General features: G+C 61.5%; 26 protein-coding genes and 2 pseudogenes. 15 read left to right on the top strand and 13 right to left on the bottom strand.

The genetic code is table 11. The features are described from left to right. The first annotated feature begins 68 nt into the window (after positions 1-68). The 6 genes and pseudogenes from NKH41_RS21615 to NKH41_RS34165 all read left to right on the top strand — a co-directional run bounded on the left by NKH41_RS21615 (position 69) and on the right by NKH41_RS34165 (position 5,356). Positions 69-1,256: an amino acid ABC transporter permease gene (locus NKH41_RS21615; RefSeq protein WP_352933861.1), complete on the top strand. Its 1,188-nt coding sequence runs from the start codon at positions 69-71 to the stop codon at positions 1,254-1,256. A gap of 3 nt (positions 1,257-1,259) precedes the next feature. After that, positions 1,260-2,399 carry an amino acid ABC transporter permease gene (locus tag NKH41_RS21620; protein WP_352933864.1) on the top strand — a complete coding sequence of 380 codons (1,140 nt, stop codon included), beginning with the start codon at positions 1,260-1,262 and terminating at the stop codon, positions 2,397-2,399. A gap of 24 nt (positions 2,400-2,423) precedes the next feature. After that, positions 2,424-3,182, top strand: a pseudogene (locus NKH41_RS21625) (amino acid ABC transporter ATP-binding protein). A 62-nt stretch (positions 3,183-3,244) separates the two neighbouring features. Then, on the top strand, positions 3,245-4,477 hold the full coding sequence (locus NKH41_RS21630; protein ID WP_352933867.1) for a MalY/PatB family protein: 1,233 nt from the start codon (positions 3,245-3,247) through the stop codon (positions 4,475-4,477). A 223-nt stretch (positions 4,478-4,700) separates the two neighbouring features. Next, positions 4,701-5,066, top strand: coding sequence for an aspartate/glutamate racemase family protein (locus tag NKH41_RS34160; protein WP_502906034.1), 366 nt, complete (start codon positions 4,701-4,703; stop codon positions 5,064-5,066). 17 nt (positions 5,067-5,083) lie between these two features. Beyond that, the gene (locus NKH41_RS34165) at positions 5,084-5,356 is read left to right on the top strand and encodes a 3-methyl-2-oxobutanoate hydroxymethyltransferase (RefSeq protein ID WP_502906035.1); all 273 of its coding nucleotides are present in this window, start codon (positions 5,084-5,086) and stop codon (positions 5,354-5,356) included. A gap of 194 nt (positions 5,357-5,550) precedes the next feature. Here NKH41_RS34165 and NKH41_RS21640 read toward each other — a convergent pair whose 3' ends face one another. Then, positions 5,551-5,973: a RidA family protein gene (locus NKH41_RS21640; RefSeq protein WP_352934013.1), complete on the bottom strand. Its 423-nt coding sequence runs from the start codon at positions 5,971-5,973 to the stop codon at positions 5,551-5,553. Positions 5,974-6,032: 59 nt separating this feature from the next. Next, positions 6,033-6,881, bottom strand: a complete 849-nt coding sequence (locus NKH41_RS21645) for an SDR family oxidoreductase (RefSeq protein ID WP_352933870.1) — start codon at positions 6,879-6,881, stop codon at positions 6,033-6,035. 97 nt (positions 6,882-6,978) lie between these two features. On the opposite strand from NKH41_RS21645, the gene NKH41_RS21650 reads away from it, so the two are divergent. The 3 genes from NKH41_RS21650 to NKH41_RS21660 all read left to right on the top strand — a co-directional run bounded on the left by NKH41_RS21650 (position 6,979) and on the right by NKH41_RS21660 (position 8,908). Next, complete coding sequence (locus tag NKH41_RS21650) at positions 6,979-7,878, top strand: LysR family transcriptional regulator (protein ID WP_352933873.1); 900 nt, start codon at positions 6,979-6,981, stop codon at positions 7,876-7,878. Positions 7,879-8,167: 289 nt separating this feature from the next. Further along, positions 8,168-8,467, top strand: coding sequence for a type II toxin-antitoxin system Phd/YefM family antitoxin (locus NKH41_RS21655; protein ID WP_352678672.1), 300 nt, complete (start codon positions 8,168-8,170; stop codon positions 8,465-8,467). Between the two features lie 9 nt (positions 8,468-8,476). Next, entirely contained in the window at positions 8,477-8,908 is a 432-nt protein-coding gene (locus NKH41_RS21660; RefSeq protein WP_352933876.1) for a plasmid maintenance toxin (PemK-like), read from the top strand. A gap of 179 nt (positions 8,909-9,087) precedes the next feature. Here the strand turns inward: NKH41_RS21660 and NKH41_RS21665 are convergent, their stop codons facing one another. Next, positions 9,088-9,213 carry a hypothetical protein gene (locus tag NKH41_RS21665; RefSeq protein ID WP_352933879.1) on the bottom strand — a complete coding sequence of 42 codons (126 nt, stop codon included), beginning with the start codon at positions 9,211-9,213 and terminating at the stop codon, positions 9,088-9,090. 57 nt (positions 9,214-9,270) lie between these two features. Here NKH41_RS21665 and NKH41_RS21670 point away from each other — a divergent pair, with 57 nt between their 5' ends. Further along, positions 9,271-9,420 carry a hypothetical protein gene (locus NKH41_RS21670; protein ID WP_352451701.1) on the top strand — a complete coding sequence of 50 codons (150 nt, stop codon included), beginning with the start codon at positions 9,271-9,273 and terminating at the stop codon, positions 9,418-9,420. Positions 9,421-10,051: 631 nt separating this feature from the next. On the opposite strand, the gene NKH41_RS21675 is transcribed toward NKH41_RS21670, so the two are convergent. The 3 genes from NKH41_RS21675 to NKH41_RS21685 are packed head-to-tail and all read right to left on the bottom strand — an operon-like array spanning position 10,052 to position 13,147. Further along, positions 10,052-10,924 (bottom strand): carbohydrate ABC transporter permease, encoded by an 873-nt coding sequence (locus tag NKH41_RS21675; protein ID WP_352933881.1) that lies wholly within the window; start codon positions 10,922-10,924, stop codon positions 10,052-10,054. After that, positions 10,921-11,811 (bottom strand): carbohydrate ABC transporter permease, encoded by an 891-nt coding sequence (locus NKH41_RS21680; RefSeq protein WP_023678713.1) that lies wholly within the window; start codon positions 11,809-11,811, stop codon positions 10,921-10,923. The genes NKH41_RS21675 and NKH41_RS21680 overlap by 4 nt, the downstream gene beginning before the upstream one ends. A gap of 43 nt (positions 11,812-11,854) precedes the next feature. Continuing rightward, positions 11,855-13,147 carry an ABC transporter substrate-binding protein gene (locus tag NKH41_RS21685; RefSeq protein WP_352933884.1) on the bottom strand — a complete coding sequence of 431 codons (1,293 nt, stop codon included), beginning with the start codon at positions 13,145-13,147 and terminating at the stop codon, positions 11,855-11,857. A 485-nt stretch (positions 13,148-13,632) separates the two neighbouring features. Between NKH41_RS21685 and NKH41_RS21690 the strand changes: the two genes are divergently transcribed. From NKH41_RS21690 to NKH41_RS21700, 3 genes are read left to right on the top strand one after another with little or no spacing between them, the layout of a single operon-like run. Further along, entirely contained in the window at positions 13,633-14,508 is an 876-nt protein-coding gene (locus tag NKH41_RS21690; RefSeq protein WP_352933887.1) for an ROK family protein, read from the top strand. Next, complete coding sequence (locus tag NKH41_RS21695; RefSeq protein WP_352933890.1) at positions 14,505-15,275, top strand: GntR family transcriptional regulator; 771 nt, start codon at positions 14,505-14,507, stop codon at positions 15,273-15,275. Before NKH41_RS21690 ends, NKH41_RS21695 begins: the two co-directional genes overlap by 4 nt. 37 nt (positions 15,276-15,312) lie before the next feature. Next, entirely contained in the window at positions 15,313-16,104 is a 792-nt protein-coding gene (locus tag NKH41_RS21700) for a sugar isomerase domain-containing protein (protein ID WP_352617938.1), read from the top strand. Positions 16,105-16,357: 253 nt separating this feature from the next. Here NKH41_RS21700 and NKH41_RS21705 read toward each other — a convergent pair whose 3' ends face one another. Then, a complete protein-coding gene (locus tag NKH41_RS21705) occupies positions 16,358-18,109 on the bottom strand; it encodes an adenylate/guanylate cyclase domain-containing protein (RefSeq protein ID WP_352933893.1) in 1,752 nt (583 codons plus the stop codon). 138 nt (positions 18,110-18,247) lie between these two features. On the opposite strand from NKH41_RS21705, the pseudogene NKH41_RS21710 reads away from it, so the two are divergent. Next, positions 18,248-18,394, top strand: a pseudogene (locus NKH41_RS21710) (IS5/IS1182 family transposase); the annotation flags it as partial. Between the two features lie 462 nt (positions 18,395-18,856). Here the strand turns inward: NKH41_RS21710 and NKH41_RS21715 are convergent. Beyond that, positions 18,857-19,285: a type II toxin-antitoxin system VapC family toxin gene (locus NKH41_RS21715; protein ID WP_352933895.1), complete on the bottom strand. Its 429-nt coding sequence runs from the start codon at positions 19,283-19,285 to the stop codon at positions 18,857-18,859. Continuing rightward, on the bottom strand, positions 19,285-19,866 hold the full coding sequence (locus tag NKH41_RS21720) for a type II toxin-antitoxin system VapB family antitoxin (protein ID WP_352933898.1): 582 nt from the start codon (positions 19,864-19,866) through the stop codon (positions 19,285-19,287). Before NKH41_RS21720 ends, NKH41_RS21715 begins: the two co-directional genes overlap by 1 nt. Before the next feature lie 63 nt (positions 19,867-19,929). On the opposite strand from NKH41_RS21720, the gene NKH41_RS21725 reads away from it, so the two are divergent. Next, on the top strand, positions 19,930-20,160 hold the full coding sequence (locus NKH41_RS21725; protein WP_352933901.1) for a hypothetical protein: 231 nt from the start codon (positions 19,930-19,932) through the stop codon (positions 20,158-20,160). A gap of 98 nt (positions 20,161-20,258) precedes the next feature. Here NKH41_RS21725 and NKH41_RS21730 read toward each other — a convergent pair whose 3' ends face one another. The 4 genes from NKH41_RS21730 to NKH41_RS21745 all read right to left on the bottom strand — a co-directional run bounded on the left by NKH41_RS21730 (position 20,259) and on the right by NKH41_RS21745 (position 26,088). Further along, positions 20,259-22,304 carry a CHASE2 domain-containing protein gene (locus NKH41_RS21730; RefSeq protein WP_352933904.1) on the bottom strand — a complete coding sequence of 682 codons (2,046 nt, stop codon included), beginning with the start codon at positions 22,302-22,304 and terminating at the stop codon, positions 20,259-20,261. 15 nt (positions 22,305-22,319) lie between these two features. Next, positions 22,320-23,144 carry a FecR family protein gene (locus tag NKH41_RS21735; protein WP_352933907.1) on the bottom strand — a complete coding sequence of 275 codons (825 nt, stop codon included), beginning with the start codon at positions 23,142-23,144 and terminating at the stop codon, positions 22,320-22,322. Then, a complete protein-coding gene (locus NKH41_RS21740) occupies positions 23,141-24,415 on the bottom strand; it encodes a tetratricopeptide repeat protein (RefSeq protein ID WP_352933910.1) in 1,275 nt (424 codons plus the stop codon). Before NKH41_RS21740 ends, NKH41_RS21735 begins: the two co-directional genes overlap by 4 nt. A gap of 485 nt (positions 24,416-24,900) precedes the next feature. Continuing rightward, complete coding sequence (locus NKH41_RS21745) at positions 24,901-26,088, bottom strand: magnesium transporter (RefSeq protein ID WP_352686937.1); 1,188 nt, start codon at positions 26,086-26,088, stop codon at positions 24,901-24,903. Positions 26,089-26,683 lie beyond the last annotated feature (595 nt).

Genomic DNA, 26,683 nt, shown 5'->3' on the forward strand with positions numbered 1-26,683 from the left:
AAAGCATGGTTGCAAGGCGCTGGCGCGTTACCGCCAGCGCCTTGCACAGATCCCGATAGGAACACGCCATGTCCGATTTGTCGCTTCCAGCGCCCTCGCGCAGGAGCCTATCGCTGCACGATACGAAAGTGCGCGGCGTTTTCTACCAGCTCTTGCTCGCAGGTTGCCTGTTGGCTTTGGCCCTGGGCATCGGCATGCAGACCGTATCGAATATGCGGGTCCGGGGGATTCCGCTCTCATTCGATTTTTTGAATGAGGCTGCCGGCTTCGACATCAATCAAACCCTGATACCGTACGATGCACTATCCACCTACGGTCAGGCGTTCTGGGTGGGAGTGGTCAATACCCTCTACGTCAGCGTCCTCGCAATCTTGCTGGCCACCTTGCTTGGCTTCGTCATCGGCGTTGCCCGCCTGTCGCCGAACTGGATCGTTTCGAAGGTGGCGACCGCCTATGTCGAGCTTGTGCGCAATGTCCCGTTATTGCTGCAGCTGCTGTTCTGGTACAACGCCGTCCTCAAGCCGTTGCCTTCCCCGAAGGCGTCCATCGCCATCCCCGGCGGCATCTATCTCAACAATCGCGGCCTCATCATTCCGGAGATCCAGTGGCATCCGGGGGCGGGGCTTGTGGGCCTGGCATTGGTAGCGGCCGTTTTCTGCTGCATTGCATTCTGGTTCCGCGCGAAGAGTGTCCAGAAACGAACTGGCAAGCAGCTGCCGGTATTTTTGGTCAGCCTGGCGACCTTGATAGGATTTCCGCTGATCGTGTTCCTGGCGGCTGGCGAGCCGGTCTCGTTTGTCGCGCCGCAGCTGCGGGGTTTCAACTTTCAAGGCGGACATCAACTCTATCCGGAGTTTGCCGCTCTCCTGATCGGTCTGTCGGTCTACACCGGATCCTACATCGCCGAGATCGTCCGGAGTGGAATCCAGGCAGTGCCAAAGGGCCAGAGCGAGGCTGCGTATGCGCTGGGGCTGGCGCCGGGCACGACGCTTCGCCTTGTCGTTGTTCCGCAGGCGCTGCGTATTATCATCCCGCCTTTGACAAGCCAGTATCTCAATCTAATCAAGAACTCGTCGCTTGCGGTGTTCATCGGCTATCCCGACCTCGTTCAGATCTTTGCCGGGACGGTACTCAACCAGACCGGCGCCGCCGTCCAGGTCATGGCGATCACCTTGTCCGTCTATCTCGTTATCTCCCTTGCCACGTCGTTGGCCATGAACGCGTGTAACCGACATTTTGCGATCGTCGAGAGGTGACGCATGAGCGATCAGTCCATGCATTCGCCAGTTGTCAGCAGCGCGCTCATACCAGCGATGGCGCCCCCCGCTGACGTTTGGCCAGGTCCAGTGACCTGGATGAAAAAGAATCTGTTTTCGACGCCGTCTTCAGGCGCGCTGACAATATGCTTTCTCCTCTTCGCCGTGTGGCTGCTGCGTCACTTTCTGAGCTTTGCGATCTTCGACGCGGTCTGGAGCGGCGGTCGCGAGGCTTGCCGCACGAACAGCCAAGGAGCTTGCTGGCCCTTCATTGCCGAGAAGTTCGACTACCTGCGATACGGCGCGTACCCGGCTTCCGAGCGGTGGCGCGTTGATCTCGCACAGGCTATCGGCGCCATCCTCATCGTTTGGCTCCTGTGGACGAAGGCTCCGCAGCGCAAAGTGGCGGCGTTGCTATTCTTCCTTGTCTACCCCGTTGCCGCGTTCGTTCTCGTGCGCGGGGTCGCCTGGCTCCATTTGTCTGTCATCGATACGACGCTCTGGGGCGGTCTCCTGATCACGTTGCTGATGTCGATTGTGGGCATCGTCTTCTCGCTTCCGATCGGGCTTATCCTGGCGCTTGGACGCAGGTCCGAACTCCCATTCGTCAAGGCGGTTTGCGTCACATTCATCGAAGTCGTCCGGGGGGTGCCGTTTATCACGGTATTGTTCATGGCGAACTTCATGATGCCGCTCTTCGTCCCGGACTATCTGACGCCTGATCGTCTCCTGCGCCCGCTTATGGCGATAGCGCTGTTCTCGTCCGCCTATATGGCCGAAGTTGTGAGGGCCGGCCTTCAGGCGATCCCGAAGGGCCAATACGAGGCGGCGAAGGCGCTTGGGATCAGCTACTTCGACATAATGCGCCTGATCGTCCTCCCCCAGGCGTTGACGATCGTCATACCGAGCATCGTGTCCACCTTCATCGGTCTGTTCAAAGACACGACTCTGGTCGCCATCGTCGGCATCGCGGATTTCCTGAAAGCCATCGAAACGGCGCGCGTCGATCCGAACTGGGCAGGCCCGACGATCTCATCAACCGGCTACCTCTTTGCGGGTCTGGTCTACTGGGGCTTTTGCTTCGGCATGTCCCGTTACTCGCAATCGATGGAGCGCCAATTGGCGCGCGGCCACAAATCTTAGGACGCGACGATGATGCCACAAGCAATGTACGCATCGACGAAGGGACAGCCCTTCAACAAGGCGATGGCCATTGAACTGCGTGACGTCAACAAATGGTTCGCTTCATACCATGCGCTCAGGAACATCAACCTGTCGGCGCCACAGGGGCAGCGCATTGTGATCTGCGGCCCCTCGGGGTCGGGCAAATCGACGATGATCCGGTGCGTCAACCATCTCGAGGAGCATCAGTCAGGCGAGATCATCGCCGACGGCAAAGCGGTAACCGGGGATCTGCGCAAGAGCGACGAAGTTCGCAGCAACGTCGGCAGGGTTTTCCAGCACTTCAATCTGTTTCCCCATCTTACGGTGCTCGAGAATTGCACCCTTGCACCGGTGTGGGTGAGAAACATGCCGCGAATGGCGGCCGAGGAATTGGCGCGCCGCGAGTCAAAATTGCGGAGAAGGCGGACAGCTACCCAGGGCAGCTGTCAGGCGGCCAGCAGCAACGCGCCGCGATAGCCCGGGCTCTCTGCATGAACCCAAAGATCGTGCTCTTCGACGAGCCAACCTCTGCCCTCGATCCGGAAATGGTCAAGGAAGTGCTGGACACGATGGTGTCGCTCGCCAGCGAGGGCATCACGATGCTGTGCGTGAACGCATGAGATGGGCTTCGCACGGGAGGTGGCCGATCGCGTGGTGTTCATGGACCGCGGGGAGATCGTCGAGACCAACACGCCCCATCAGTTCTTCACCAACTGTAGGTCGGAACGGGCGCGGCAGTTTCTGGCGCAAATCCTCAAGTAGGGCCGTCCGCAGACGCAAAGCGGCCGTGGCCGTGGCAATAGATTTTTCCAGGTGAGTATCAAATGGCTTGTGCAGACACGCCCGCATCGGCGGTTGGGCAACAAAATATTGTGGGAATAGATTTCGACCAAATTCACGATCGCCAGCAATTCGGATCCGTCAAATGGGCCAACCAGTGGGACGAGTTCTCTCCTCAGGTCGAAGGCCAGGACCTGCTGTCCCTATGGACAGCGGATATGGATTTCCGTGCCCCGGAAACCGTCATCGCTCGGCTGCGCGAGGCCGCGGACCATGGAATCTACGGCTACACACGACGCGATCCGCGCCACTATGAGATCGTGCAATCGTGGTTCACACGCCGGCACAATTGGTCACCGAAACTGGAGACCCTGCTTCCCGCGCCGGCGATCATGCCGTCTGTGGCTGCGATACTGCGAACCTTTACGAAGCCTGGTGACGGCGTCATTGTGCAGGCGCCCGTGTACTCGCCCTATTTCGAAGTGGTTCAGGGAAACGGGCGGGCTCTGCTCACGAACCAGCTGAGGCTGCAGAACAACAGGTATGAGCTCGATCTGGAGGACTTCGAGAAACTGGCGGCCGGCGGCGCCAAGGTGTTCCTGCTGTGCAATCCTCACAATCCTGCCGGAATGGCCTGGACGCTCGAAGAATTGACAGCGCTGAACGACATTTGTGAGCGCCATGGGATTTTGGTCATATCCGACGACATTCACTGCGACATAAGGTTGTCGGACCACCCGCACATCGTCTTCTCCTCCATCTCGGACGATGCCGCGGAGAAGTCGTTCATCTGCACCGCTCCGACGAAGACTTTCAACCTCGCCGGGGTGCCTTCGGCAACCATTGCGGTGGCGAGCAAAAAGCGCCGCGAGCAGCTTCTTGCTGCGATGCAGGCCTCATTCATGGTAAATGCAAACTTTTTCGGCCGCCTGGCCCTGGAGGTTGCCTACAGCACCGGCGCGCCCTGGCTCGATCAACTCACACCCTACATCGCCAGCAACATTGATCTGGTTTGTGACTTCGCCGGCGAATACCTTCCAGGCATTACGCCCATGCGGCCCGACGCATCGTTTCTGGTGTGGTTGGACGCGTGCGCGCTCGATCGTAGAGTGGGTGGAATTCAGAAGTTCTTTGTCGATCAGGCCGGGGTCAATCTGTATGACGGCCGCGTCTATGGGCCTGGCGGCGAAGGTTTCATCCGCCTGAATGTCGGCTGCCCGCGTCCTCTGCTGCGCCGAGGGCTGGAGCGGATGTCCAGCGCGCTGGCATCCTTGTGACTGAGCGGAACCAAGCCAGGATGCCCCGAATGCGAATTGCCATCATCAATCCCAACACGACCGCTTCGATGACCAGGGGGATCGTCGCAGCCGCCATGGCGGTGGCAGGCCCAGGGACGAGATAGTGGGCATGCATGCCAACGGCTGGACCTGAGCGATCGAAGGGCCATTTGACGGTGCACTCTCCGTACCGGGCCTGCTCAAGCAGGTGGTCGCGGCGGAAATGGACAATGTCGACGCCATATATTGGCTGCTTAGACGATACCGGTCTCGACGCGGCAAGGGCCATCGCTACCAAGCCCGTCATCGGTATAGGCAAGGCTTCGCTTCATCCGTCAGCCTTGTCGCTCACAGCTTCTGTGTCGTGGCCACTCTGTCGCGTTCCGCGCCACTGATTGAAGACAACATTCGCCGTTACGGGTTCTCCCATCGCTTCCGGCGCGTGCTTGCCTCCGACATCCCGGTCCTCGAGTTGGAGAGATCTGAAAGTGGTGCCTCCGAACGAATTTCGGAGCTCATACGCGAAGGTGGAGGCATAGGCTGCTTTGGCGCCGAGCTGGAGGTGGTCTCCGACCGGTCGCCGAACTGATCACCTGGAATACACCGATGATCATGCTCGGCATGAGCGCCGGCCCAAATGCCGACGCGCAGTATTTGTTCAGCGAGGACGTGCTTGGCCACACCGCTGGCCACAGGCTACGCCACGCCAAGACCTACCGCAACTTCGCCGCCGAATATGAGCGGCTGCAACGCGAGCGTATTGCCGCCTATCGCGAGCTCATATCCGACGTGCAGACGGGCGCTTATCCCGAGCCGCAGCACGTGGTCCCGATCACAGATGAACAGTTCTCGACCTTCAGCACCTCTCTCGAACTTTAGAAAGCCAAGATACACAACAGGCTGCGAGATTCCCTTGCGGTACGCTGACCAAACGAACCTAATCTGTTTGTTCAGTTCACGACCTCGGTTCTCGCAGGTGGAGGTCAGCTATCTCCGCTCCGGACACAAAAGCTGACAGGCTGCCTTCGGCCCCAAATAGCCAAATAGCCAATACAGAACTGCAGGGCGAGCGATCAGCGCTTGTCCGCCGGCTGGCTGCTTGTCGTCGAAGGGATGCGGGCGATGACTTTGATCTCGAAATCGAAGCCCGCAAGCCAATTGACGCCCACTGCGGTCCAGTTCGGGTAGGGAGGTGCACCGATTTCTTCCGCTCGGACGGCCAGAACTGTCTCGATCTGTTCGTCCGGGTTAGTGTGGAACGTTGTGACGTCGACGAGGTCGTCGAAGCTGCACCCGGCGGCCGCCAAGACCGCGCGCAGATTGGCGAAGGTCCGTCGAACCTGATCCTCGAATACGGGCTCAGGCGAGCCGTCCTCACGGCTCCCGACCTGACCCGACACGAAGAGAAGATCGCCGGACCGAATGGCTGCGGAATAGAGGTGGATATCGTATAACGCGTGCCGGTTGGCCGGGTAGACGGCGTCACGTGTAGGCATCTCATGTTCCTTTCTGTCCTGATAAGAGGTGGGCACGAGCAGCGGGCCGGAGCCGGGGGTCACAGCCGCGCCAACTCCTCGTCTGTGAAATCCGCCGCAACCGCGATGTCATTCTGCCGGTCGAGCTCCTCGATGCGTCCGCCGAGTGCCTTGCGGATGCCGGCATAGGCCTCGGCACCGAGCACCAGCCGTTTCGGGAGCGGACCATCCTGATCGGCAAGCCTGATCATTGCGTCCGTCATGCGGTCGGGGTCGCCCTTGATCACCCATGAGACACCCAGCGCGTCGCGGATCTGACCGGCGGGTGTTCCCTCATAGGCCGCGAGCGGCTTGGTCCGCGCGAGATTGCCGCCGAACCCGGTCCGCGCCGGCCCGGGTTCCACAAGGCTGAATTCGATGCCGAAGGGAGCAGCCTCCTGCGCCACGGACTCGACGAACCCCTCGATACCCCACTTGGTCGCGTGATAGAGGCTGAAAGCCGGATAGGCGATCTGGCCTCCCTCGCTCGATACCTGTAGAATCCGACCACCACCCTGGCTGCGCAGATGCGGCAACGCCGCCTGGATGAGCGTGATCGAGCCGATGAGATTGGTGTCGATGATGTCGCGAACCTGCACATCGCCAGCCTCTTCAGCCGCGCCGAGCAGGCCATAGCCAGCATTGCTGACGACGATGTCGATCCGAGCGGATGCCGCGAAGGCCCGGTCGACCGCGGCGCGGACCGAGCTCTGGTCCTTGAGGTCCATTGCGACGATGCGAAGCCGTTCGGGGTAACTTGCACGCAGGTCGGGAAGTGCGTCCTCGCTGCGGCTGGCACCGACGACGCGGTCTCCCCTGATCAGGGTCTTCTCCGCCAGCAGCCGGCCTAGACCGGAAGACACACCCGTTATGAGCCAGGTCTTTTCCATTTCTCATTTCTCCAATTGATCCCAGCAGGAGATAGGGCAATCGCATTGCGCGCATTAGCCGTTGAAATCGGCATGGGATAATGCAAAATCCCCATCAATGCGCCCGTCGCTCAACGATCTCACCGCCTTCGTCGCCGTTGCCACACACCGCAGCTTCCGCCGCGCAGCGGACGAGATCGGCACGGCACCTTCCACATTGAGCCATGCGATGCGTGCGCTCGAGGAACGCATGGGCGTGCGACTTCTGAACCGCACCACACGCAGCGTCTCGCCGACAGAAGCCGGGTTCCGGTTGCTCGACCGTCTTCAGCCGGCGCTCGCCTCGCTGGACGAGGCGCTCGACAGCGTCGCGGGGTTCCGGGGCAATGTCGCAGGAACGGTCCGCCTCAACGCACCGCGATTGGTGGCCGGGCTTCTCGTTCGCGCGGTTCTTCCGCGGATGGCGGAGCGCCATCCGAACGTGACCGTGGACATCGTCGTCGAGGGACGGCTCATCGATATCGTGTCCAGCGGGTTCGATGCCGGCGTGCGCCTCATCACATCAATTCCCAAAGACATGACCGCCGTGCCGTTTGCACGCGCGTTGACGTTCATCTGTATCGCGTCGCCCGCCTATCTCGATCGCTTCGGGGCGCCGGGAACGCCCGAGGAATTGCAACGCCACCATTGCATCGGCCACCGTATGCCCAGCGGCAAGCTCTATAGATGGGAGTTCGAACGCGCAGGCCAGGAACTGGTGATCGGGGCAAACGGCCCCATCGTCCTTGATGATGAGGAACTGATGGTCGAAGCCGCAATAGAGGGTCTGGGCATCGCCTATGTGGCGGATTGGGCCGCCGAAGCGGCGTTGTCCGATGGCCGGCTGCGCAAGGTCCTGACCGCGTGGACGCCAGCACCGGAAGAAGTTGCGGTCTACTACCCCGGACATCGAGCCGTGCCGCCCGCCCTGCGGGCTTTTCTCGATGTTGTAAAGGACCTGCTGAAGAAAGAACCCTAACGAGATCAACGAAGCCGACGCCCTCGCGCGGAACAGCCGCTCTCCGGACAAAGCTGCCCTCGCCACCGGTTCCTTGGCCATGCGCGTCTGAAGTTAGTCCGTGCGTCTGAGCTGGGCTGTGTGGGCGCCTACCCACTGCGTTAGACATGGCGCAGGAAAGGACGCCTTTGACACTAACTCCTTGGCCGATAATCAGGCGGTGACTGGCTGCATCAGTTCGAAGATGTTGCCCGACATTTGCGGAAAGCCCGGAAAGCCCGTATATTCCGGAATAAAAGGAGTCTCGCCGATGAGCACCACCGTCACCGCCGCCGCCGTCTCGAAAAATTTTGGCGCCTATCAGGATGCCGCGGTCCGCGACCCGGTAATCATCACCAAGAACGGTCGCCCGCGCACGGTGCTGCTGGCCTATGAGGATTTTGTCCGGCTGTCGAAGCGCGACCGGCGGGTCGATCTGACAGCGGAGCTCGGCTCGGACGAGATCGCCGCGGTCGAAGCCTCTGAAATGGAGCCGGATCTCGACCATCTCAACGACGAGCTCTCTGGGTCAAAACCCTCGGGTCGAAATCCCACGGGGCAAAAGGCCTGACGGCAAAAAATGCTACCGGCTGAAATCAAGGTCGGCTACGTCTTCCGTTACTCCTACCTCTGGCATTGGCAACACCGCGAAGGCCGCGAGGAAGGCGACAAGGACCGGCCCTGCCTGGTGCTCGCGCTGGTCGCCATGCAGGAGGACGGCTCGCCGGTCGTCCGGGTCCTGCCGATCACTCATACGCCGCCGTCCGATCCCGATGATGCCATCGAGATTCCGGCTGCGGTCAAGCTGCGTTTGCGCCTTGACGGTGAGCGGTCGTGGATCGTTTTGACGGAAAGTAACCGGTTCGCCTGGCCGGGGCCTGACATCCGGCCGCTGGAGACGGAGAGCGGCTACTACGGGCCGCTGCCACCGGCGTTGTTTGCCGCGATCAAGCACCGGTTTGTCGCCATCGCGACAGGCCAGGCGCATACGAGCACGTCGCGTACGGCGTGACGTCGGCAGGTGCTGCGGCATGCCGAGCAGCGTGAGGCAATGGCAGTCTCCATCAGGGCATCTTCCAGGCAGGTTGAGGCCTCACCGTCGATATCCATCTGCACCAGCGCGAATCGGTCGTCCGACGCCCGCAGCCAGCCGCCCTCCAGCAGCGACGCATCGCGTGGCTTCGGCTGACGCTACGCCGGTGAGCGCGGTCCGCGTTGGGGGAGCACGTCGCGTTCGGTTTCGACGCCGTCATTCGCCCAGCGCACCGACAAGTCACGATCGCCGAGGTTGATCTGGGCCGGCACCACCAGCGGCATGACCGGTCCGGTTAGCCGCATCAGATGGGGAAGGCTGGCCGAGCGCCGAGCGATTCAATGAAAATCGATGCGCTTTTGATAGTCTGCCGGATCGGGCAGGGGCATGCGCTCGGTCGAGCGATAGACGGCGTCCTCATGCGGGTCGTCCACCTCGACAGGCTTGTCGAGCGGCCGATGATCGCCAGGCGGGGCGAAGCGAACAGCTGAAGATCGCGGTCCTGCTCTGACCCAGCTCGCGTCGCATGAGTTCGAGCAACTATTCGAGCGAGAGCTTCTCGCGGGGGCGCAAATTCCTCGATCGGGGCTAGCTTCCCGAGATGAGGCAGGTCACCGCCCGCATCGGGCGATGCCGCCAGATCGGTGTAGATGCCGGCGATGATACGTTAGAGCTCGACCATCGGCTGGGTCAGCACGTCCTTCCCGCGATAGTCGTCGAAGGGTGGGGGATCACATTCTTGCTCACTGGAACAGCGCCTCCCTTACCGCCTGCTCGGCAAGCAGGACGCACTGCGTCGAAAAGGTGCGGTACGAAAATATTCGCCAGATCTGACGAGACGGTCCGACTCCGGTTAAACGCAGCGTCCAATCACTACCTTCCCGTGACCTTCCGAACGTCCGCAAACGAGCAGGGCCGCGCCGCTTTTCTGGCAGCTGTGAAAACGGCCTGGGGCGGGTACCAAGCGTGAGATTCACTAGTTGCAGCTAACACGGTGGAGGCATTCGCGGCCAGTTTACTGATGAACTGATGGCTCTCAGAACGCGGTCATCTGCCTAGCTCCGTTCAGCGCACCAGCGCGTCCCGATGACAGCCACACGGATGCCGGCAGTGCCGCCGACGCTATCCCTTGACCGCCGAGCCGACGATCGAATCCACAAAGAAGCGCTGCAGGAAGACGAAGAGCACCAGTGGCGGAAGCACGGCAAGCGTCGCGCCAGCCATCACCAGTCCCGTGTTGAGAGCGCCTCGATTGTAGCTGAGCAGGCGACTAAGGCTGATGACGATCGGATATTCGTGTGCATTGCCCTGTAGAACGGTCAGCGGCCAGAGATAGCTATTCCAGTGATAGACGAAGGCAAACAGCGCCAGTGCCGCGATTGCTGGCGCCACGCTCGGCGCGACGATCTTGAACAGGATCAGGAGTTCCGACGCCCCATCCATCCGCGCTGCGTCGATCAGATCGTCGGGCACGCCGGCTATGAACTGGCGCATCAGGAAAATGCCGAACGCATTGGCGAGATTTGGCACGATAATACCGGCAAGGCTGGCGTTCAGGCCGATTGATCCGACGAGACGGTAAAGCGGGATCAGCGTGACGATCGGCGGCAGGAACATGGTGGCGATCAGCACCGAAAACAGCAGTGAGCGGCCGGGAAAGTGATGCTTGGCGAAGGCGTAGCCAGCCATCATGCTGGTGACCAGAATGCCGGCGGTGGTGATCGTGGCGATCACGAGCGAATTCCACATCGAGCGGCCGACATTGATGACGCCGGACACTTTCTCGTACGCTTCGAGGCTCGGCGTGCGCGGTATCCACACCGGCGGCACCTGCATGGTTTCGGCCGGCGTTTTCAGGCTGGAGAGCACCATCCACAACAGCGGGAAGGCGGAGGCCACGGCAACCAGCAGCATCAGCGTGGCGAGCAGCGCTCTGCGGCCCGCCAGGCGTTTGCGCGCCAACTGGCTCGATGCTGAGCGGCCCGGCGCGCTCATTCGTCATCCTTGCGGTTGGCGAATGCAAACAGCGCACACACAATGACGATCAGCGCCAGCATCAGCATCACTGCCATGGCCGAGCCCAGCCCGCCTTGTGCCCGCTCGATGCCGACTCGGCGGATATGGTAGGTCAGCACGTTGGTCGAGCCGACCGGCCCGCCTTGGGTGATCAGCGCCACCGGCTCGAACACCTGCACGGCGTTGATGATGGCAATGACGGCGCTGAACAAGAGCGTGCGGCTCAATAGCGGCAAGGTGATGAAGCGGAACTGTTCGCGCCGGTTGGCGCCGTCAAGCGTCGCCGCCTCGTAAAGACTGCCCGGGATCTGGGTCAGCCCGGCAACGGCCAGCACCGTAAAATAGCCGATCTGCTGCCAGACATTGAGGACGACGATCGAGATCAACGCCGATCTTGGCGAGGACAACCAGAGTTGCGGGCCGATGCCGGCGAGACCGAGCACCTGGTTGAGCGGCCCCTCGCTCGGCGAATAGAGCTTCGACCAGACCAGCGTCACGGCGATCATCGGCACCATGTAGGTCGAAAACAACACAGTCCGCAGCGCCGTACCGCCTGCGACATCGCGCTGGTGGACCATCAAGCCGAACACTACCGAAAGGGGCAGGATGAGCATCACCGACAATGCCGTGTAGATGGCGGTGTTGAGCAGCGCTCGCTTGAAATCCCGCCCGACCGAGGTCGGCCCGAATATTTCGCGAAAATTGTCGAAGCCGATGAAGCTCGCATTGGAAAAAGGCGTCTGCGTCGACCAGTCCTGGAATGACAGCCAGATGGTGAGCAGCATCGGCAGCAGGATGAAAACGCCGATCAGTGTCACGGCAGGCGCCAGCATGATGCCCGCCGAGGCACGATAGGTCTTGATCATCGCTCTGCTTCCAAAGCGTCGGGCTCTCGAAACAGCGCCTTCGCTATTTGGCGGCACGCTCCAGGATCGAGACGGCATCGGCCTGCGCGTTCGCCTGCGCATCCTTGGCCGAGAGCTGCCCATACTGCAACGCCTCGAGCGTCTGCTGCAGCGATTCGCTGAATTCCTGGCCGCCCGGGACGACAGGGAAGGGCTTGGCGTCGGCAAGCACGCTGACATAGCCGGACAGGAACTCGGAACCGAGCTTGTCCTTATGGGCTTCGATGTCGGAGGTCCGCGTCGGCAGGATGCCCATCGACATCAGAATATCCGACATTGCCGATGCGCCGTTCTTGCCGGACTTCGGACTGTTCAGCCATACTAGGAAATCCCATGCCGCTTTTTGTTCGGCCTGACCGGCATTGGCGTTGACGACGGTCATCCATGAATAGGAGATCGAGTGCGGCTTGTCGCCGCTCGGACCGACCGGGATGGGTGCGGTGGCGATATTGGAGAACTTGTCGCCCATGCCGCTCTTCAATGCGCTTTCCCACCAGTTGGCCATGATGATCATGCCGGTCTTGCCGGAGACGAAATTGTCTAGGAAGGGACCGGTTGTGTTGGCGTCGGCCGTGGCCATCGCCGGATCGCTGGCGCCGGACTTGATCAGGTCCTCGTAAAGCTGGAAAGTTTCACCGGCTTGAGGACTGTCGAGCATCGGTTTGCCGTCTTTGACCAGCTCGCCGCCATTGGAGACCAGCAGCGAGGCGAAGGGATGGACGACGCCCGCCGCCCAGGAATTGATCATGCCGAAGCCTTGCTGGCCGGCATCTTTCCTGGTCAGCTTCTGGGCCGCATCCTTCAATTCGGACCAGGTCTTCGGCGCGGCTGTAATGCCTGCCCGTTTGAACAGCTCCTTGTTGTAGTTCAGCGCGTAGACGTCGATCTCGTTTGGAACGCCGTAAAGCGTGGCGCCAACAGAGGCTGCACTGACGACACCGGCCGGCCACGCACTCTTGACCTCGCCGGCAACTGCATCGGGGGCGGGCGCGACCAGCTTGTCTCGCGCCAGTTCGGGCAGCCACAAATCATAGATGCCGCCGATCGTCGGCCCGTCCGAGCTGCCGCCCTGGGAACGCAGTGTGGTCAGGAGATCGCCGAAGGGGACGGCGCGCACGGTGACGGTCACATCCGGATTGCTCTTGGCGTAGTCCTTGGCCGCGGCGTCCAGCAAAGCGACCGTTTCGGGCGACCAGTGGGTCAGATAGGAGATGTTGACCGATTGCGCCCAACCAAGGGTGGGCGGGGCCAACAACCCTGCAGCAAGTGCCAGTTTCGAAATCCAAGCCAAAGACATCCGACCCTCCGCATAGCCACACCAGCGATGTCCATGACGTTATGACAACCAGAAGCAACGATGCAAGCGCTATCTTCGTGGAGAGCTCCTGCCGGCGTTGCGGCGTTTTCTTACTCCGGTTTTGTGAAGGGAGATCACAGATCATAAACAGGAGTTTAAGTGCGATAGCTCGAGCTGTTTCTCACTGCTGGCTATTCCCAAAACCTCTTGCGATCGAAGTCATGTCGTTATAATGACACTGAGCCACTTTTCGTTGCCGCGGCGGAGACAGGCAGCCTCTCGGCTGCCGTGCGCCGCTTGCAAAGGATGCCGATGTCGAATGGGAGACGGAGCATGGTTCATCGACACGCTGCGCTCAGCCCGATCGGCTTTGGCGCCGCGTGCACCGGAGTCTTTACCGCACTGCCGACCAGAGCCGACGACGCCGTGGCGTCGTGGACCTGGCGCTCCGAGGACCGGGCGGCAGCCAGTCGGAGTCGCTCTTGATGACACGCGTTCTGGCCATCGATCTTGGCGGCACCAACTTGCGCGCCGCTATCCATACCGGCGATGTTCGCTGGCTGGAGATGCTCAGCCGCGAGCCCGCACCAGCAAGTCTTGATGCCTTCGTCGCCCGAATCGGTGCCTTGCGCGCCGAGGCCGGTCTGGTCGAGGCACTTGGCTTAGCGGTGCCGGGGCTTGTCGAGGGCTCGGTCTGCCGCTGGATTCCGAACCTGCCCTATCTCGACGGCATCGACATCGCGGCCTTGTTTCCTCGTCTGCGCGTTGCCGTTGGCAATGACGCGCAGGTCGCCATGCTGGCCGAAGCGGTCGAAGGTGCCGCAAAAGGCCTGTCCGATGCCATCCTGCTGGCGATCGGCACCGGTATCGGCTCCGCCGTTCTGGTCAACAACCACATCGTCGCCGGCGTACGTGGCGGCGCCTGCTCATTCGGCTGGGCCTGCGCCGACATCGAGGATGAAGGCGAGGACCGTAGCGGCTGGCTGGAGCGCTTCGCTTCCGGGCGGGCATTCGACGCCGCGGCGCGCCAGATCGGGCTCGCCAATGGCGGCAGGCTGGTCGAGGCGGCCCGGGGTGGCAAGACGGCCGCCCTTGACGCATTGGAGCTGCCGGCGCGCCGGCTGGGCACTGCCTTGGCGGGTGCGGTCGCGCTGCTTGACACCCAGGCGGTCCTGATTTCCGGCGGGCTTGCCGATGCGCTGGACGTCGTCGGACCGCCGCTGTTTGCGGCTCTGCAGCGTCATCTGCCGCCGCATCTGCGCGATGTCGTGCTGCGGTCCGGCGAATTTGGCTCCCGCGCCGGTCTCGTCGGCGCCTCGCTGGCCGGTCTCGCTGGTGCACAGTGGAGGCAGATAAGATGAGCCAAGTCAGCTTCCAGCTGCCCGACCGCCGAAGGCCCGAGCCGCTCTGGTATCAGGTGGAAGAGGCCATCCGCGCCATCGTAAAGAGTGGCGAGTGGGCGACCGGCGACCAGATTCCGGCCGAAGACAGACTGTGCGCCCTGTTCGGGGTGAGCCGCATCACGCTGCGTCACGCGCTGCGCAATCTTGAGGAGCACGGACTGCTCAGGCGCGAACATGGCCGTGGCACCTTCGTGCGCTCCACCACCCTGGTCGCCGGCACCCGCGAACTCACCAGCTTCACGCAGGAAATGGGCAATATGGGCGTGGTCGCCGGCTCGCGCTTGCTCGACTGCAGCCTGACCACCGCCAATACGGCCGCGGCCGGAGCGCTGGAGATCGAGGAGGGCGACCCGGTGGTGCGCATCCGGCGGCTCAGGCTCGGCAACAACGAACCGATCGGTATTCAGACTGCGCAACTCTCGGCCGCGCGCGTGCCCGGCTTTCTCGATGCCGGCCTGCTGCAGGGCTCGCTCTACGAAGCGTTGGAACGCCATTACGGTATCGTGCCGGTCGCGGCGCGCGAAAACTACCGTGTTGGCGCGGTCGGGACGGCGGATGCCGAGTTGCTCGATCTGCCTGCGGGGAGCCCCGCTTTCGTGGTCGAGCGCATCACCACCGACGAGCGTGGCCCGTTCGAATTCACCGTCTCGGTCATGCGGGGCGACCGCTACGAAATCCGTTCGACGCTGCGTGCCGGTCGCGCCGCGCCAACCGCAAGAAGCTGAGCCATTACCGAAGCCGACACATAACAGGAGTACCGACGTGTCCGATCTCTACATACCTCGCCTTGCCGCCCTCATCGAACAGGCCTCGAAAGCCAATGCCGAAGCCTTTGGCGAAGCGGCCAGCCGCTTTGCCGACACGCTCGAGAGCGGGGGGTTGGTTCATCTTTACGGCTCGGGCCACTCGGTGTTGCCGGTCCAGGAAGTGTTTCCGCGCTACGGCAGCTATGTCGGCTTCAATCCGCTGACCGACCCGCGTGTCATGTGGCATAACGTGCTCGGCGCCGGCGGCGTGCGCGAACTTCTGTGGCTGGAGCGGACCGAGAAATACGCCGAGAAATTCCTCGATCACCAGCCGCTGAACAAAGGCGATTCGATCATCATCTTTGGCCACAGCGGCCGCAATTCGTCCGGCATCGACACCGCGCTCTATGCGAAAAAACGCGGCATCTTCGTCGTTGCGATAACCAGCAAGAACAATCTCGACAAGCCGGCGACGCACTCTTCCGGCAAACGGCTTGCCGATGCCGCCGACCTTGTCATCGACACCTGCTCGCCGATCGAGGATGCCATCGTGCCGGTCGAGGGCTGGAGCCGGCCGGTCTCCGGTTCGTCGACCGTGCTTGCCATGATCCTGGCGCATGAGCTGATCGCCCGCACCGCCGAGGCGCTTTCGAAACGCGGCATCGAACTGCCGGTTTTTGCCTCGCCGACAATTGCCGGCGTCACACTGCACGACACCGACGTCATCTATGGCGTCTATCGCGAGAAAATGCTCGAGGCACAAAGGAAGCATCTGCCGACGTTCCAGGCGACCATGCGCGGCGACTGACAACCGGGCAGCGCACGCAAAACACTAGGACGTAGTGTTCTAGGCAAGCCGCTTGAATGGTTTGGCCGAGGACGTTTTCGACAAATCCGCCAGCAGCCGACCTTCAGGTCGTATCCTTCGACCGGCCGCGGCCGGAACCGAGACGGCAACTTGCAGGGATGGAGCGGTCGATAGCGCTTTCGCGGACTCGCGCCGGTGCCGCTACGTCCGCCACCTGGTGGCGTGCGGGGGTTTCACCAACGCCGAAATACACCTACTCCGGCAAGCCCGCCAGACGCCAGCCATCGACAAAGGGCTGGGCAGCACTCATGCTCCTAAATGGCAAGTTCGCTACTAGTTCGCCGATCGTCCAACCTGGATTGCCCGCAAGAAATAGGCGGGCTTCCTCCTGTGCCTCAGGCAAGCGGCCGCCAAGGGCAAGCGCGGCAATCAGGTGCTCCCTCGAACCTGTCCCGTAGGTTTCTTCCCGGCTCAAGGACACGACCGCTTCTTCGTACTGACCGGTGGAAATCTGCGCCATTCCCACGATCCAGAAATACCAACCGGGTGGACGAGGATTTAAACGCAGCGCCTCCGCGCAAGCTATCAGCGCCGCTTGCGGCTTGCCCAAGTAGATTTGAAGCTCACCAATCCATGCAACCGCATCTGCATTGTTGGGATTTATCCGAACGGCGGCATCGAATTGAGATTTTGCTTCATCCCAATTGCGCTCAAAAAGCTGAACGCAGCCTAGGATCCTGCGAACGTTGGAATCGCCGGGATCGATTTCCACGGCCCGTTGTGCGTGCATCAGAGCCTTTGCGCGGCCGGGTACCTGTGGTTCTCCCCAAATAATCCAGCCAAACAGCAGTGAGATGGCAAGATTGCTGTGCGCTTCACAGTAGTTTGGATCGAGTGCAACGGCACGTTCCAAAGCTGAACGCGCCTCGCTGTTGTCTGATCTGGAAATGTTCCATTTGCCTCGCGACCTAACACAGAGATCATAGGCTTCGAGATTTGACGGTCGAAAACGGCTAACAATGTTCCTTTCACTGAGCTTGCCAGAAATCGCTTCAACAACGCGTCGCGTGACCTCGTCCTGAACGTCGAAGATGTCGGCGATTTCGCGGTCGAAACGCTCGGCCCAGACATGATTGCCGCCTTCCGCCGCGTTGATCAGCTGCACATTTACACGCAAACGCTTGACGGACCGCCTCGCGCTGCCCTCAAGTATGTACTTGACCCCTAGATCGCGAGCGATCTGACGGACATCACTAGGCTTGCCCTTGTAGGCGAAGGTGGAGTTACGGGCGATTACGAAGAAGCCCGGTACATTGGAGAGATCGGTGATGATGTCCTCTGTCAGGCCGTCGGTAAAGAACTCCTGTTCGGCGTCGCCGCTCATGTTGATGAAGGGCAGCACGGCGATGGACGGCTTGTCGAGAAGGGCGAGCGGAGCCGGTGTGGCGCCGGTTAAGACAGGTGGCTCGCGACGGGCAGGCGTACCGACCTCCAGCGCATAAACACGCATCGGCTCAGCAATGTTCTTAAGGACTCTCTCGCCGAGATCACAAATCGCGAGGTCGTGCCGGCTCCGCACCTGACGGTAGGCATCTTCAGACAGGCAGATGGTTCCTGGCTTCGCTATGCCCTCCAGACGAGCAGCGATATTGACGCCATCGCCCATCAGGTCGCCATCCGCTTCCTCGACAACATCGCCGATATGAATACCGATGCGCAGTTCAATTCGACGCTCTGCCGGCAATCCGGAATTGCGCTCGAGCATCCCTACCTGCAGCTCCATAGCGCAGCGGACCGCGTCAACGCCGCTCCGAAACTCGGACAGCACGCCATCGCCGGTGCTCTTCACGACCCGACCCCGATGAACTGCGATGGTCGGGTCGACGAGGTCGCTTCGCAGCGTGCGGATGCGAGCGAGCGTACGATCCTCGTCACTCGCCGTCAGACGGCTGAAGCCGACGATGTCCGCCACCAGGATTGCCGCGAGCTTGCGTACTTCGGTCATTGCATGCCCATACCCGAACCTATCACAGCTGCGGACGGATGCCCCGCAGTTTGTGGCCAGCGAGATACCCTCCAATCAGTTCCGCATACGGACGAAGAAGCACAGCTTTGGGTAGTGAACGGAGTGACCGCTCAACGCGTCACCCTGGACGTCGAGGCGACCCGCGCGATCCGGCAGGCTGAGGTGGGAGCCGCGCGCACCAGGATTGACAGGACCGCGGACCGCTTCGGCCTGAAGCCGGAGTATTTGGCCGCCGACAGCGCCTATGGATCGGCGGCGAACCTCAGGCGCCCGACGAGTTCCTCCTCGCCGCTACCACTGTTCACCCTGAGCCGAGAAGGTCGCAATCGGCTGGAGAACCGACCCGCAGTTTTGGACAGCTCGATCAGCCGACGTCAGCCGTCTGGTTTGAGCGGTTCGTGCTCAATGACCTGGACAATTTCGGTAAGCTCGATTTCCGGTAATGCTCGCGCATCCCACGCAGCATCATGTCATCCGGCCACTCGGCCGATTTTCTGAGACAGGCAGCTCCGATGCAAGCTGAATATCCGCGCATTTTAAGACGTTAACGACAGCGGATTTTGCTCGCGTCATCATCGCAGACATACCGCATCGGACCGGGAACGATGCGGACCTCGCGAACCGGATGGTCGACGTCTTTCATCGCTCATAATCAGCGGGAATAGTCGGCTTACGACACCGAGCGTCTGCATGGCTCTCGCGCCGCGATGCAAGGCCAGGAAAGCCTTACGCCAGATCAGTTTGTGAAAAGTCATTGCCCTTGTAAAGCAGGGCAAGCCGGTGAGCCTTCGCGCAGGCGTAGGCAAAACAATCGCCGAAATTGAGATCGGCTTTGTGCCCGACGGCTTTGCCGTATTTCATGCTGGCTTCGATCGCCCGGTCGCCGATGTCGCCGGATATCATGATTTCCTTGCCGGCGATCTCGATCAAAAAGGCGTCGACGGTATCACGGGCTTGCGCCAGCATGTTGGCCGTGGGCTTGGCGTTCTTTTTGATGGCTTCGGCCGACGCTCGCGCGAGACCCTGGACCGCCTCGAACCGGACGAGCAGGGAGATATACAGCGGCTTGGTCGCGGCCGCGAGCCGCTTTTCCAGTTCTTCCGCGCCAGGTTCCTCGTTCAGGATGGCAACAATCACCGAGGCATCGACGAACATCAGTCGTCGCCCCACATTTCGTCGGTGAATTTCTTCATATCGAAATCAGGGTTGGCTGGCCCGATCCGCCGCGCCATTTCCTTGACTTTGGCAAGTCTCTCGCGCAGCGGGACGCTGCAGCGGTTGCGCTCGATCTCATGGCGCAAGGCGGTTCTGACGGCCTCGGTCTTGCTGCGCGCGTTGGTAATCTGCTGCAGCTCGACGGCCATGGCGTCGACGTCGGGATCGCGAATGAAGAGCGGCATTTGTATATCCTCTGAGTGATATATGTATATCATATTCGGAGATATACTCGCCAGCGAATTCGCGAGCGGCGGTTTTGCTAAGGAGGGAGGGAGGAATCCAGCTCGCGAAAATCCGTCGGGAGGGTCGGTTCTGGTGCTCAGTCCTTGGAATTGCTCGGCGTCTGAAACACGTCGCTCCGGCCATGTCACTGTCAACGCCCACATGCCCAAAGCGTATCGACGCTGCGTGCGCCGACGCATGCGCATCCCAACATCCGCGGCGACCGATTGATGTCGATAGACCGCCCGCGCGCCCGACGAGGCCAGCGCCAGCTGCATCGATTGCGTCAGGTTCATAACGGCCATAATCCCGGCCCAGCGAACTCTCTCGTTAGGCAGCTCGGGGAGTGCTACGGCTGGATGCTCTTGGGAACATCCCGAGCGCATGATCCGGCGGCGAGGGCGCTGCCTCCACATGATGGCGCCGGCGAACTCAACGAAGCCGTGCTGCCATTCGTGGTGAACTGGATAACACGGCCTATCTTCTCGCTCGAAAATTCGGCGGCCTCGACAATCATTGCCGGGGTTACCTCGACGGATCCCTTCGCCGTCTTGCCGCGTCTCATCGGCTGTCGCGCTGATCCGGATTGACAGCCACCCGCAATTAAAGGGCCGTTTGATGACACCTAGGCCTCCCCAGCAGTATTAGTTCACAAAGCAGGTCGGCACCTGCGATCCGCTGGATCCGGTCAGCGTGTGCTTCGGGTTCGGGGTGCAAGATCAAGCGGTGCCATTTGCACGGATGGCGGCGAACCAACCACCACGGGAGGGGTGCCAGACTGCTCACCACGTTGGCTCTCCACTTCGCGGCTCATACCTTGGTGAGCAGCTTGCATCTCCGGAACGGTGAAAACCGGCACCTCGCCCTTGAAACCCTGGAGTTCAAAGGCGCCCGCCTGGACGACCGGCATCGGCGCTCCTGCCGCAAAGCCCGGACCAAGCACCAGGGGGATGCCCAGCTTCTTGGTCGTCGACTCGAGCCGAGCCGTGCGGTTCACCGGAGAGCCGATCGCGGTGTAATCGAAACGCCGTTCGGAGCCGAAATTGCCTACCGAGCAAATGCCCGTCTCGATGGCGACGCCGATTGCGATGGAGGGGTGGCCGTCCGCGCTGAAGGCGGCGTCTTCGCGCTTCACCCGCTCGATCAGGGCAAGGCCCGCGTCGAGCGCGCGCTCGCGATGGTCCGGCTGATCAAGCGGCGCGTTCCAGAAGGCCAGCACCGCGTCGCCCATGAACTTGTCGATGGTGCCGTCGCGCTTGAGGATCTCATCGGTCGCAATGCCGAGAAAGTGGTTGACCACCTTTGCGATTTCCTGGGTGTCGAGTTGTTCGCTCATCGTCGTGAAGCCGCGTATGTCGCTGAGCAGGATCGTGATCTCGCGCTTCTCGCCGGACAGGATCGCTTCGGTGTCTGAGCTTGCGAGGCGCTGCACCACGGAAGGCGACAGATACTGGGCGAACTGCCGTGCCAGGGTGGACCGGCGCTGCTCGCTGCGCCTGTAGAGAACATAGCCTTCGAAGCCGGCTACCAGGATCGTCGCAAGCGCCGGCTGCAGCGGGTCATAGAGTGCACCCTGCAGGCTGTATTCGAGAGCGCCGAACACGAACGGCGTGACGGCAAGCAGCACGAGAGCCAGGGCACCAAGCACGACACGCCCGGCGAGCACTCCGGAAAGTCCGATGAAAATGACGGCACTGAGGACAAACCAGAGCCGCTCCACCGTGCGCGCATGCGTTGGCTCTGTTAGGTAGCGCCCGGCAAGCAACTGGCCGATTGCATCGGCGTGGATGTCCGCGCCTGGTCGCGCTGGACGTGTCGGGGTGGGCAGGTACTGCGTCAGTCCCACGGCCGACAGATCGACAATGGCGATGGCGTCCCGCAGCCGTGGATCACTGCCGCCCGAAAGGATAGTGCTGGCAGATATACGCGGCGTATCCGTGGCGGTTTCCCAGAGGCGGATGCTCCCCTCCGGCTCGAGCGGCACGATGGCGCCGGCCATCCTGAGTGCGTCGAACCCGGCGGCATTCATCCGGGCTATGTAGCCGTCCTGCCCGGCGTAAAGGCGCAGAAGCTCGAGCGCGAAGGACGGCCACAGCTGCACGCCTTGAGCGGTATTGCGAAGCCACAGCAGCGGCACATGGCGCAGTACGCCGTCGGGATCGGGCAAGGTGCGAATTACGCCGAGGCCCGCGGCGGCGTTGGAGAATTCGGCAAGCGAGCCGGTCAGACCGGCGAAGCCGGGAAGTGTGTCGGGTACCTGTCCGACGATCGACCAGCCGGCTTTGGGCCCTGCATCTGAAACCGTCGCCTCATTGCCCAGGCTGACAGCAAGCGCCGTTCGATTTTTGGCCAGCGCCGCTGCCAGGCGCTTGTCTCCGGCGATGCCCTCAGGCGAGGTGTCGGCCTCGGGCAGCACCAGCGCAAGCCCGATGACCGCGGCGCCGGAGTTGGTGATGCCATCGACCAGATCGGCCAAGAGGCCCCGGTTCCAGGGCCATCGCCCATGTGCCTTGAGGCTGGCGTCGTCTATCGAGACAATCACGACAGGATTGCTCGTCGCCTGGCGCGGAGCGAGAAACTGGTAGAAGTCGTACGTCCGCTCACGCAGGCGCGACAGCGGCCCGTCGAAAGCCAAATGGCAAGCGAGCAGCAGGAGCACGACCAAAAGGCCGGATATTTTACTCCTGGCAGCTTGCCGCCAATCAGCCCAGCGCCAACCGACCAAGAGGCTCATGTCGTGCGGCCAGGCCTATTCGCAGTAGTAGCAGCAACCCTCACCCTCACACTCGCCCTTATTCACGCCGCCGCCCACGGGTGGCGTTGGGGTATCGGGGAACTCCATGACCACTCCTGGCAATGCGCCGTCGGTGGAGTCGCAGACTTTGAGCGAGCCGCCGAGTGCCGACGCACAAAGTGCGCTTACGTCCAATCCCGGACCCGGTGCGCCTGGCAGGCCGGTGCCGGCAATCCGGTCGATGCTGTCCAATATCGGGAAGGTGTCGATTCCGCCGTAGCCGGTCAGCAGCTTGCCATCTTCCGATGTGCAGGCGTAGCCCGGGTTTGTGATGACCAGCCGTTTGCCATTGATCGTGCAGGTCATGCGGCCGGCGCGCAGAATGCCCACGGTCTGGCCGGCTGCCACCAGCACTTCGATGATGCCGCCTCTGGCTCCGAGCACCATATGCGGCGTCGCAACCTGCATGACGCCGCCTTTCGAAACCTGGCCGCCATAGAAACGGGCCAGGCCGCTGTTCATCCCGATGTCGATCTTTCCCGATCCGGAGCCCGGATTGTAGACGAACTCGTCGATCGTCAGGCTGGTGTTCGGACCAATCTTGGCGCTCGATTCGTCCCGGAACACCAGCATTCCAAGACCGGTGGGATTGCTGCGCAGCTGGTCGCCGAGTTCGACGCCGGCCCCAACGTTCATTGTCCCGCCGTTGTTGCGGACGATGTTGGTCTGGTAGGCCGTCATCGACCCGACCGTCTCAGCGGCGGATGGTGCCGCAAAGGCAAGGCAGGCGATAAAAATGGCGATCTGACGGTACGGGGTCCTCATCGCGGCCTCTTTCAATTGAGCGTCAACGTATAGCTCATGAGCATTTCGAACGATTTTCGGTCGCGGTTGGCGATGTCGAAGTTGGTTTCGCGATAGGCGAGATCGACGCTGATCTTCTGCGCCTCCGTCAGCTGAAAATCGCTTTCCGAGGCAATGCGCCAAAAGTCGCTCTTGATATTTGTGCCGATGCCGACGGACAGATCGGGAGTGTTGCTGTGGCCGGCCGAAAAGGCGATCTGGTGCGACCATGCGAAAAGATCCGGCACGTTCATCAACAGGCCGCCATAGCGGACCTCGCCCGTGTAGCTGTGGCCGATTTCGCCAGATCCGGAGGCGAAGTCATTCGAGCCGACCAGCCGCAGTCCGAGCGCCTGGCCATTGCGGAAGCGGTAGCTGCCGCCCGCCTCATAGAAAACCCTGCTATCGGCGAAAATGCCTTGCGAGGCGCTTAGATCGATGTAGCCGCCGCCTGCGAAAAGCGTCGTCTCGACCGTCGGGCGCACAAGAAAGCGCCCACTGACGCCGATGCCGGTCTCGTGGATATCGCTGTCGAAGCGATCCGTAACTGTGAACGCCGAAAGCAGCAGGCGCAGCGAATCGAGCCCACTGTTCGGCAGTCCCTTGTCCCAGGTGATCGCGGCGTTGCCGTGGATAAAGGTCTTCTCGCTGCCCGGAACCGACAGGTCTTCCGTGAAAAAGCGCTGTGTTGCGGTCAACGAGCCTGAAAGAACGAGAGCGTCGGCGCTTGGCGTGCCGAGGTCCCACCGGACAAAGCCTTCCGCCCGCCCATAAGGCGAGACGAAGCTGTCGTCGTCCTGCGCCCCGCCGGGCTCAAAATCGGTAAATGCGCTGAACACGCCGCCGGTCAGGGCGAGTTCCCAGGTGACCCCACGCAACGCGCGCTCGATGCGGGCGAGCAGGCGAACGGCTTCCTGCTGCTCACTTGCGGTAAGGCCGCCGACTTCGATGCCGTACTGCACCTGCCGCCGGGCCAATTCATAGGAGCCGACATGATAGTACAATCGGCTGGCCGCCAGTCGGGCGCGCGCATCGCGGGGATATTTGATCAGATACTGCTCGATTGAGGAGATCGCCTGATCGTATTGTCCCGCGTTGACGGCAACCGTGACGAACTGGGCGAGCGTTCCGTTGTCGGCCGGACTGGCGATGCGGGCCGAAAACGCATCATCATAGGCCGTAAAAAGACCTTGTGCGCCGGCCGGCAATACGCCGGTACAAAGCAGCGCCGCGGCGAAGCCGAAGATCGTTCGAAACGAAGATTGCATGCCGAGAACCCACCCCAAACCCGACTAGTGCGAAGGATCTAGCACGACTCCAAGAAAAAGGCGACTGAGCTGTCACCAGACCATGCGAGTCTCGGCAGCTGTTGCAGCGGCGCAACAAACTATCGGGTTATTCGTATTTCGGCTGCGCTGGTCGTCAAAACATCTTCTCAGCGTTGCTGTACATAACTGAAGTATTCGGCACCAGTGGCAACTAACTCAAATCATCATCAGTGGCGGATCGCGCGGCCGACAAGATTAGTATCGTTTGCGCGATTCTGCGCGTATCTGGTCACCGAATGAGGCTTCAAGGTCACTCACGGCTCATCCAAAGGTCTTCCGTCGCGTTGCGCAAGGGGTCGGAGAGCTGCCGGAAGGTGCTTCTCACGACGCGTGCGCGATGCGGCACGGCTCTTGCTGTTTCGTTGAACGCGACGAGGTCAGCTTATCGCCCCGACTCCCAGGGACGCGTCACCGGACGTGTCTTGCTACAGCACGAGCATGGTGGCCAGGCCCAGCATCAGGCCCATGCCTACAATATCGGTCACGGTGGTGAGGAAGATCGCCGAGGCGACCGCCGGATCGGCGCCGACCCGGCGCAGGCCCAGCGGGATCAGCACGCCGGAGATTCCGGACATGAGGCACGATCCGGACATGGCAAGCAGGATCACAAGTGCCAGCATGGGCGCCTGGGCCGCCGACTCCGGTTGCCGCGAGGCGTAGAACCACATCGCCGCTGCCGCAACAAGGCCGACGAGCACGCCGTTGGCGATCCCGAGCGCGCCCTCCCGCATCACCAGGTGCAGCTTCGGTCGTTTGTCCACATCCCCCAGGGCAAGGCCACGCAGCGTCATAGCCAGTGCCTGGCAGCCGGTGTTTCCGCTCTGCCCGGCCAAGACCGGGAGGAACGCCGCCAGGGCGACGATCTTCTCGATCGTGCCTGTGAATGAACTGACCACGAAAGCGGCCATGAAGGCCGTCAGCAGGTTCAGCTGCAGCCACGGATGACGCTTCAAGAAGGCTGAAAACAGCGGCGTAAAAGAACGCTCCTCCTTCTGGACACCCACCATCTGGCCAGACTGGGCGGAAATCTCGATGATTTGCTGCTCGAACAAGCGCCAGCCGCGAACCTGCCCGAGCAGCCGGTTCTCCGCGTCCACCACCGGATAGACAGGGTACTGACGGCGTACTGCTGCCTTGCAGGCGTCGCTCAAAGACAGACCGACATTAAGGGCGAACGGCCTGGGCAGCATGATCTGATCCACCGTCGCGTCCGCTTCGCTCAGCATCAGATCGCGCAGGACCACCAGGCCAACCAGTTTATTGCCCTCGTCCGTGACGTAGAGATAAGTGAGCTCGGTCGGCACCTTGGCGCGTCTGACCGCCTCCACTGCGGCGGCAACCGTCGTCGCGACAGGAACGCTGGCGGGAATCGGGTCCATCAGCTCGACGAGCGAGTCGGGGACCGCGAAATCCTTGCCACCGCCATGAGACCTGATGGGCCGCATGTGCGGTGGCAAATGCTCGGCCACCTTACGGGCGTGCCCGTCCGGCAACAGCTTTAGTGTGTCGCGGATGAACTCGGGAGATTCTCGGGCCAGCAATTCAGCCGCGTCATCAGGTGCTCGAGCCCGCAGCGTGCGCACCAACTTCTGAACGTCGTTCTCTTCTTTCATTTGCTGCGGCCCCCAAATTGCTAGTGTCTTGCCTGACAGTATGACACGGATCGGATAGCTTTGTCTGGCGCGCAGTGGCTCAAGCGCCTCTATCCCGAAATCTTCGCCTCTCGGGCGCCGAGTGGACCGAACCCAGACAGATCTGAGCCGTTGCGGCGTACATAAAGGCGAGCTGTAACCTCTGCGTGTCGCCGAGAATTCAACGTGTTGCGAACTTCACCGGTCTTTTCCTGGGATCTGCGAGCACGCCGCAGCAATGAAACGCAAACCCGGAAACTCTGCAGCGGCAGGGCCTCCGGCGGTCGAATTGATTTGCCTCATGCCGCGCATCTTGCCGGTTCCTCCAGCTCTGGAGGCTGATGAATTCGCCACGATGACAAGGTGATTTGCGTGAACCTGTAATAGTTTAGCTTGAGAAAGGGGCTCTCAGCATCAAGTCTGTCTGAACGAGAGGTGCTCTTGAGAGCTTCCAGGTTCGGGGCAGGCAGTCTGCTTTGTGAGACTCGAGGTCGTCGCGGTCTGATCCGAGTTAATGTAGGCCCACTGGCAATAGCGTAGACCGCTCGATCGCACCTGGGGTGAACGAAGCTCGTTT

The organism is Mesorhizobium sp. M1169 (assembly GCF_040318345.1).
Lineage (GTDB): Bacteria > Pseudomonadota > Alphaproteobacteria > Rhizobiales > Rhizobiaceae > Mesorhizobium.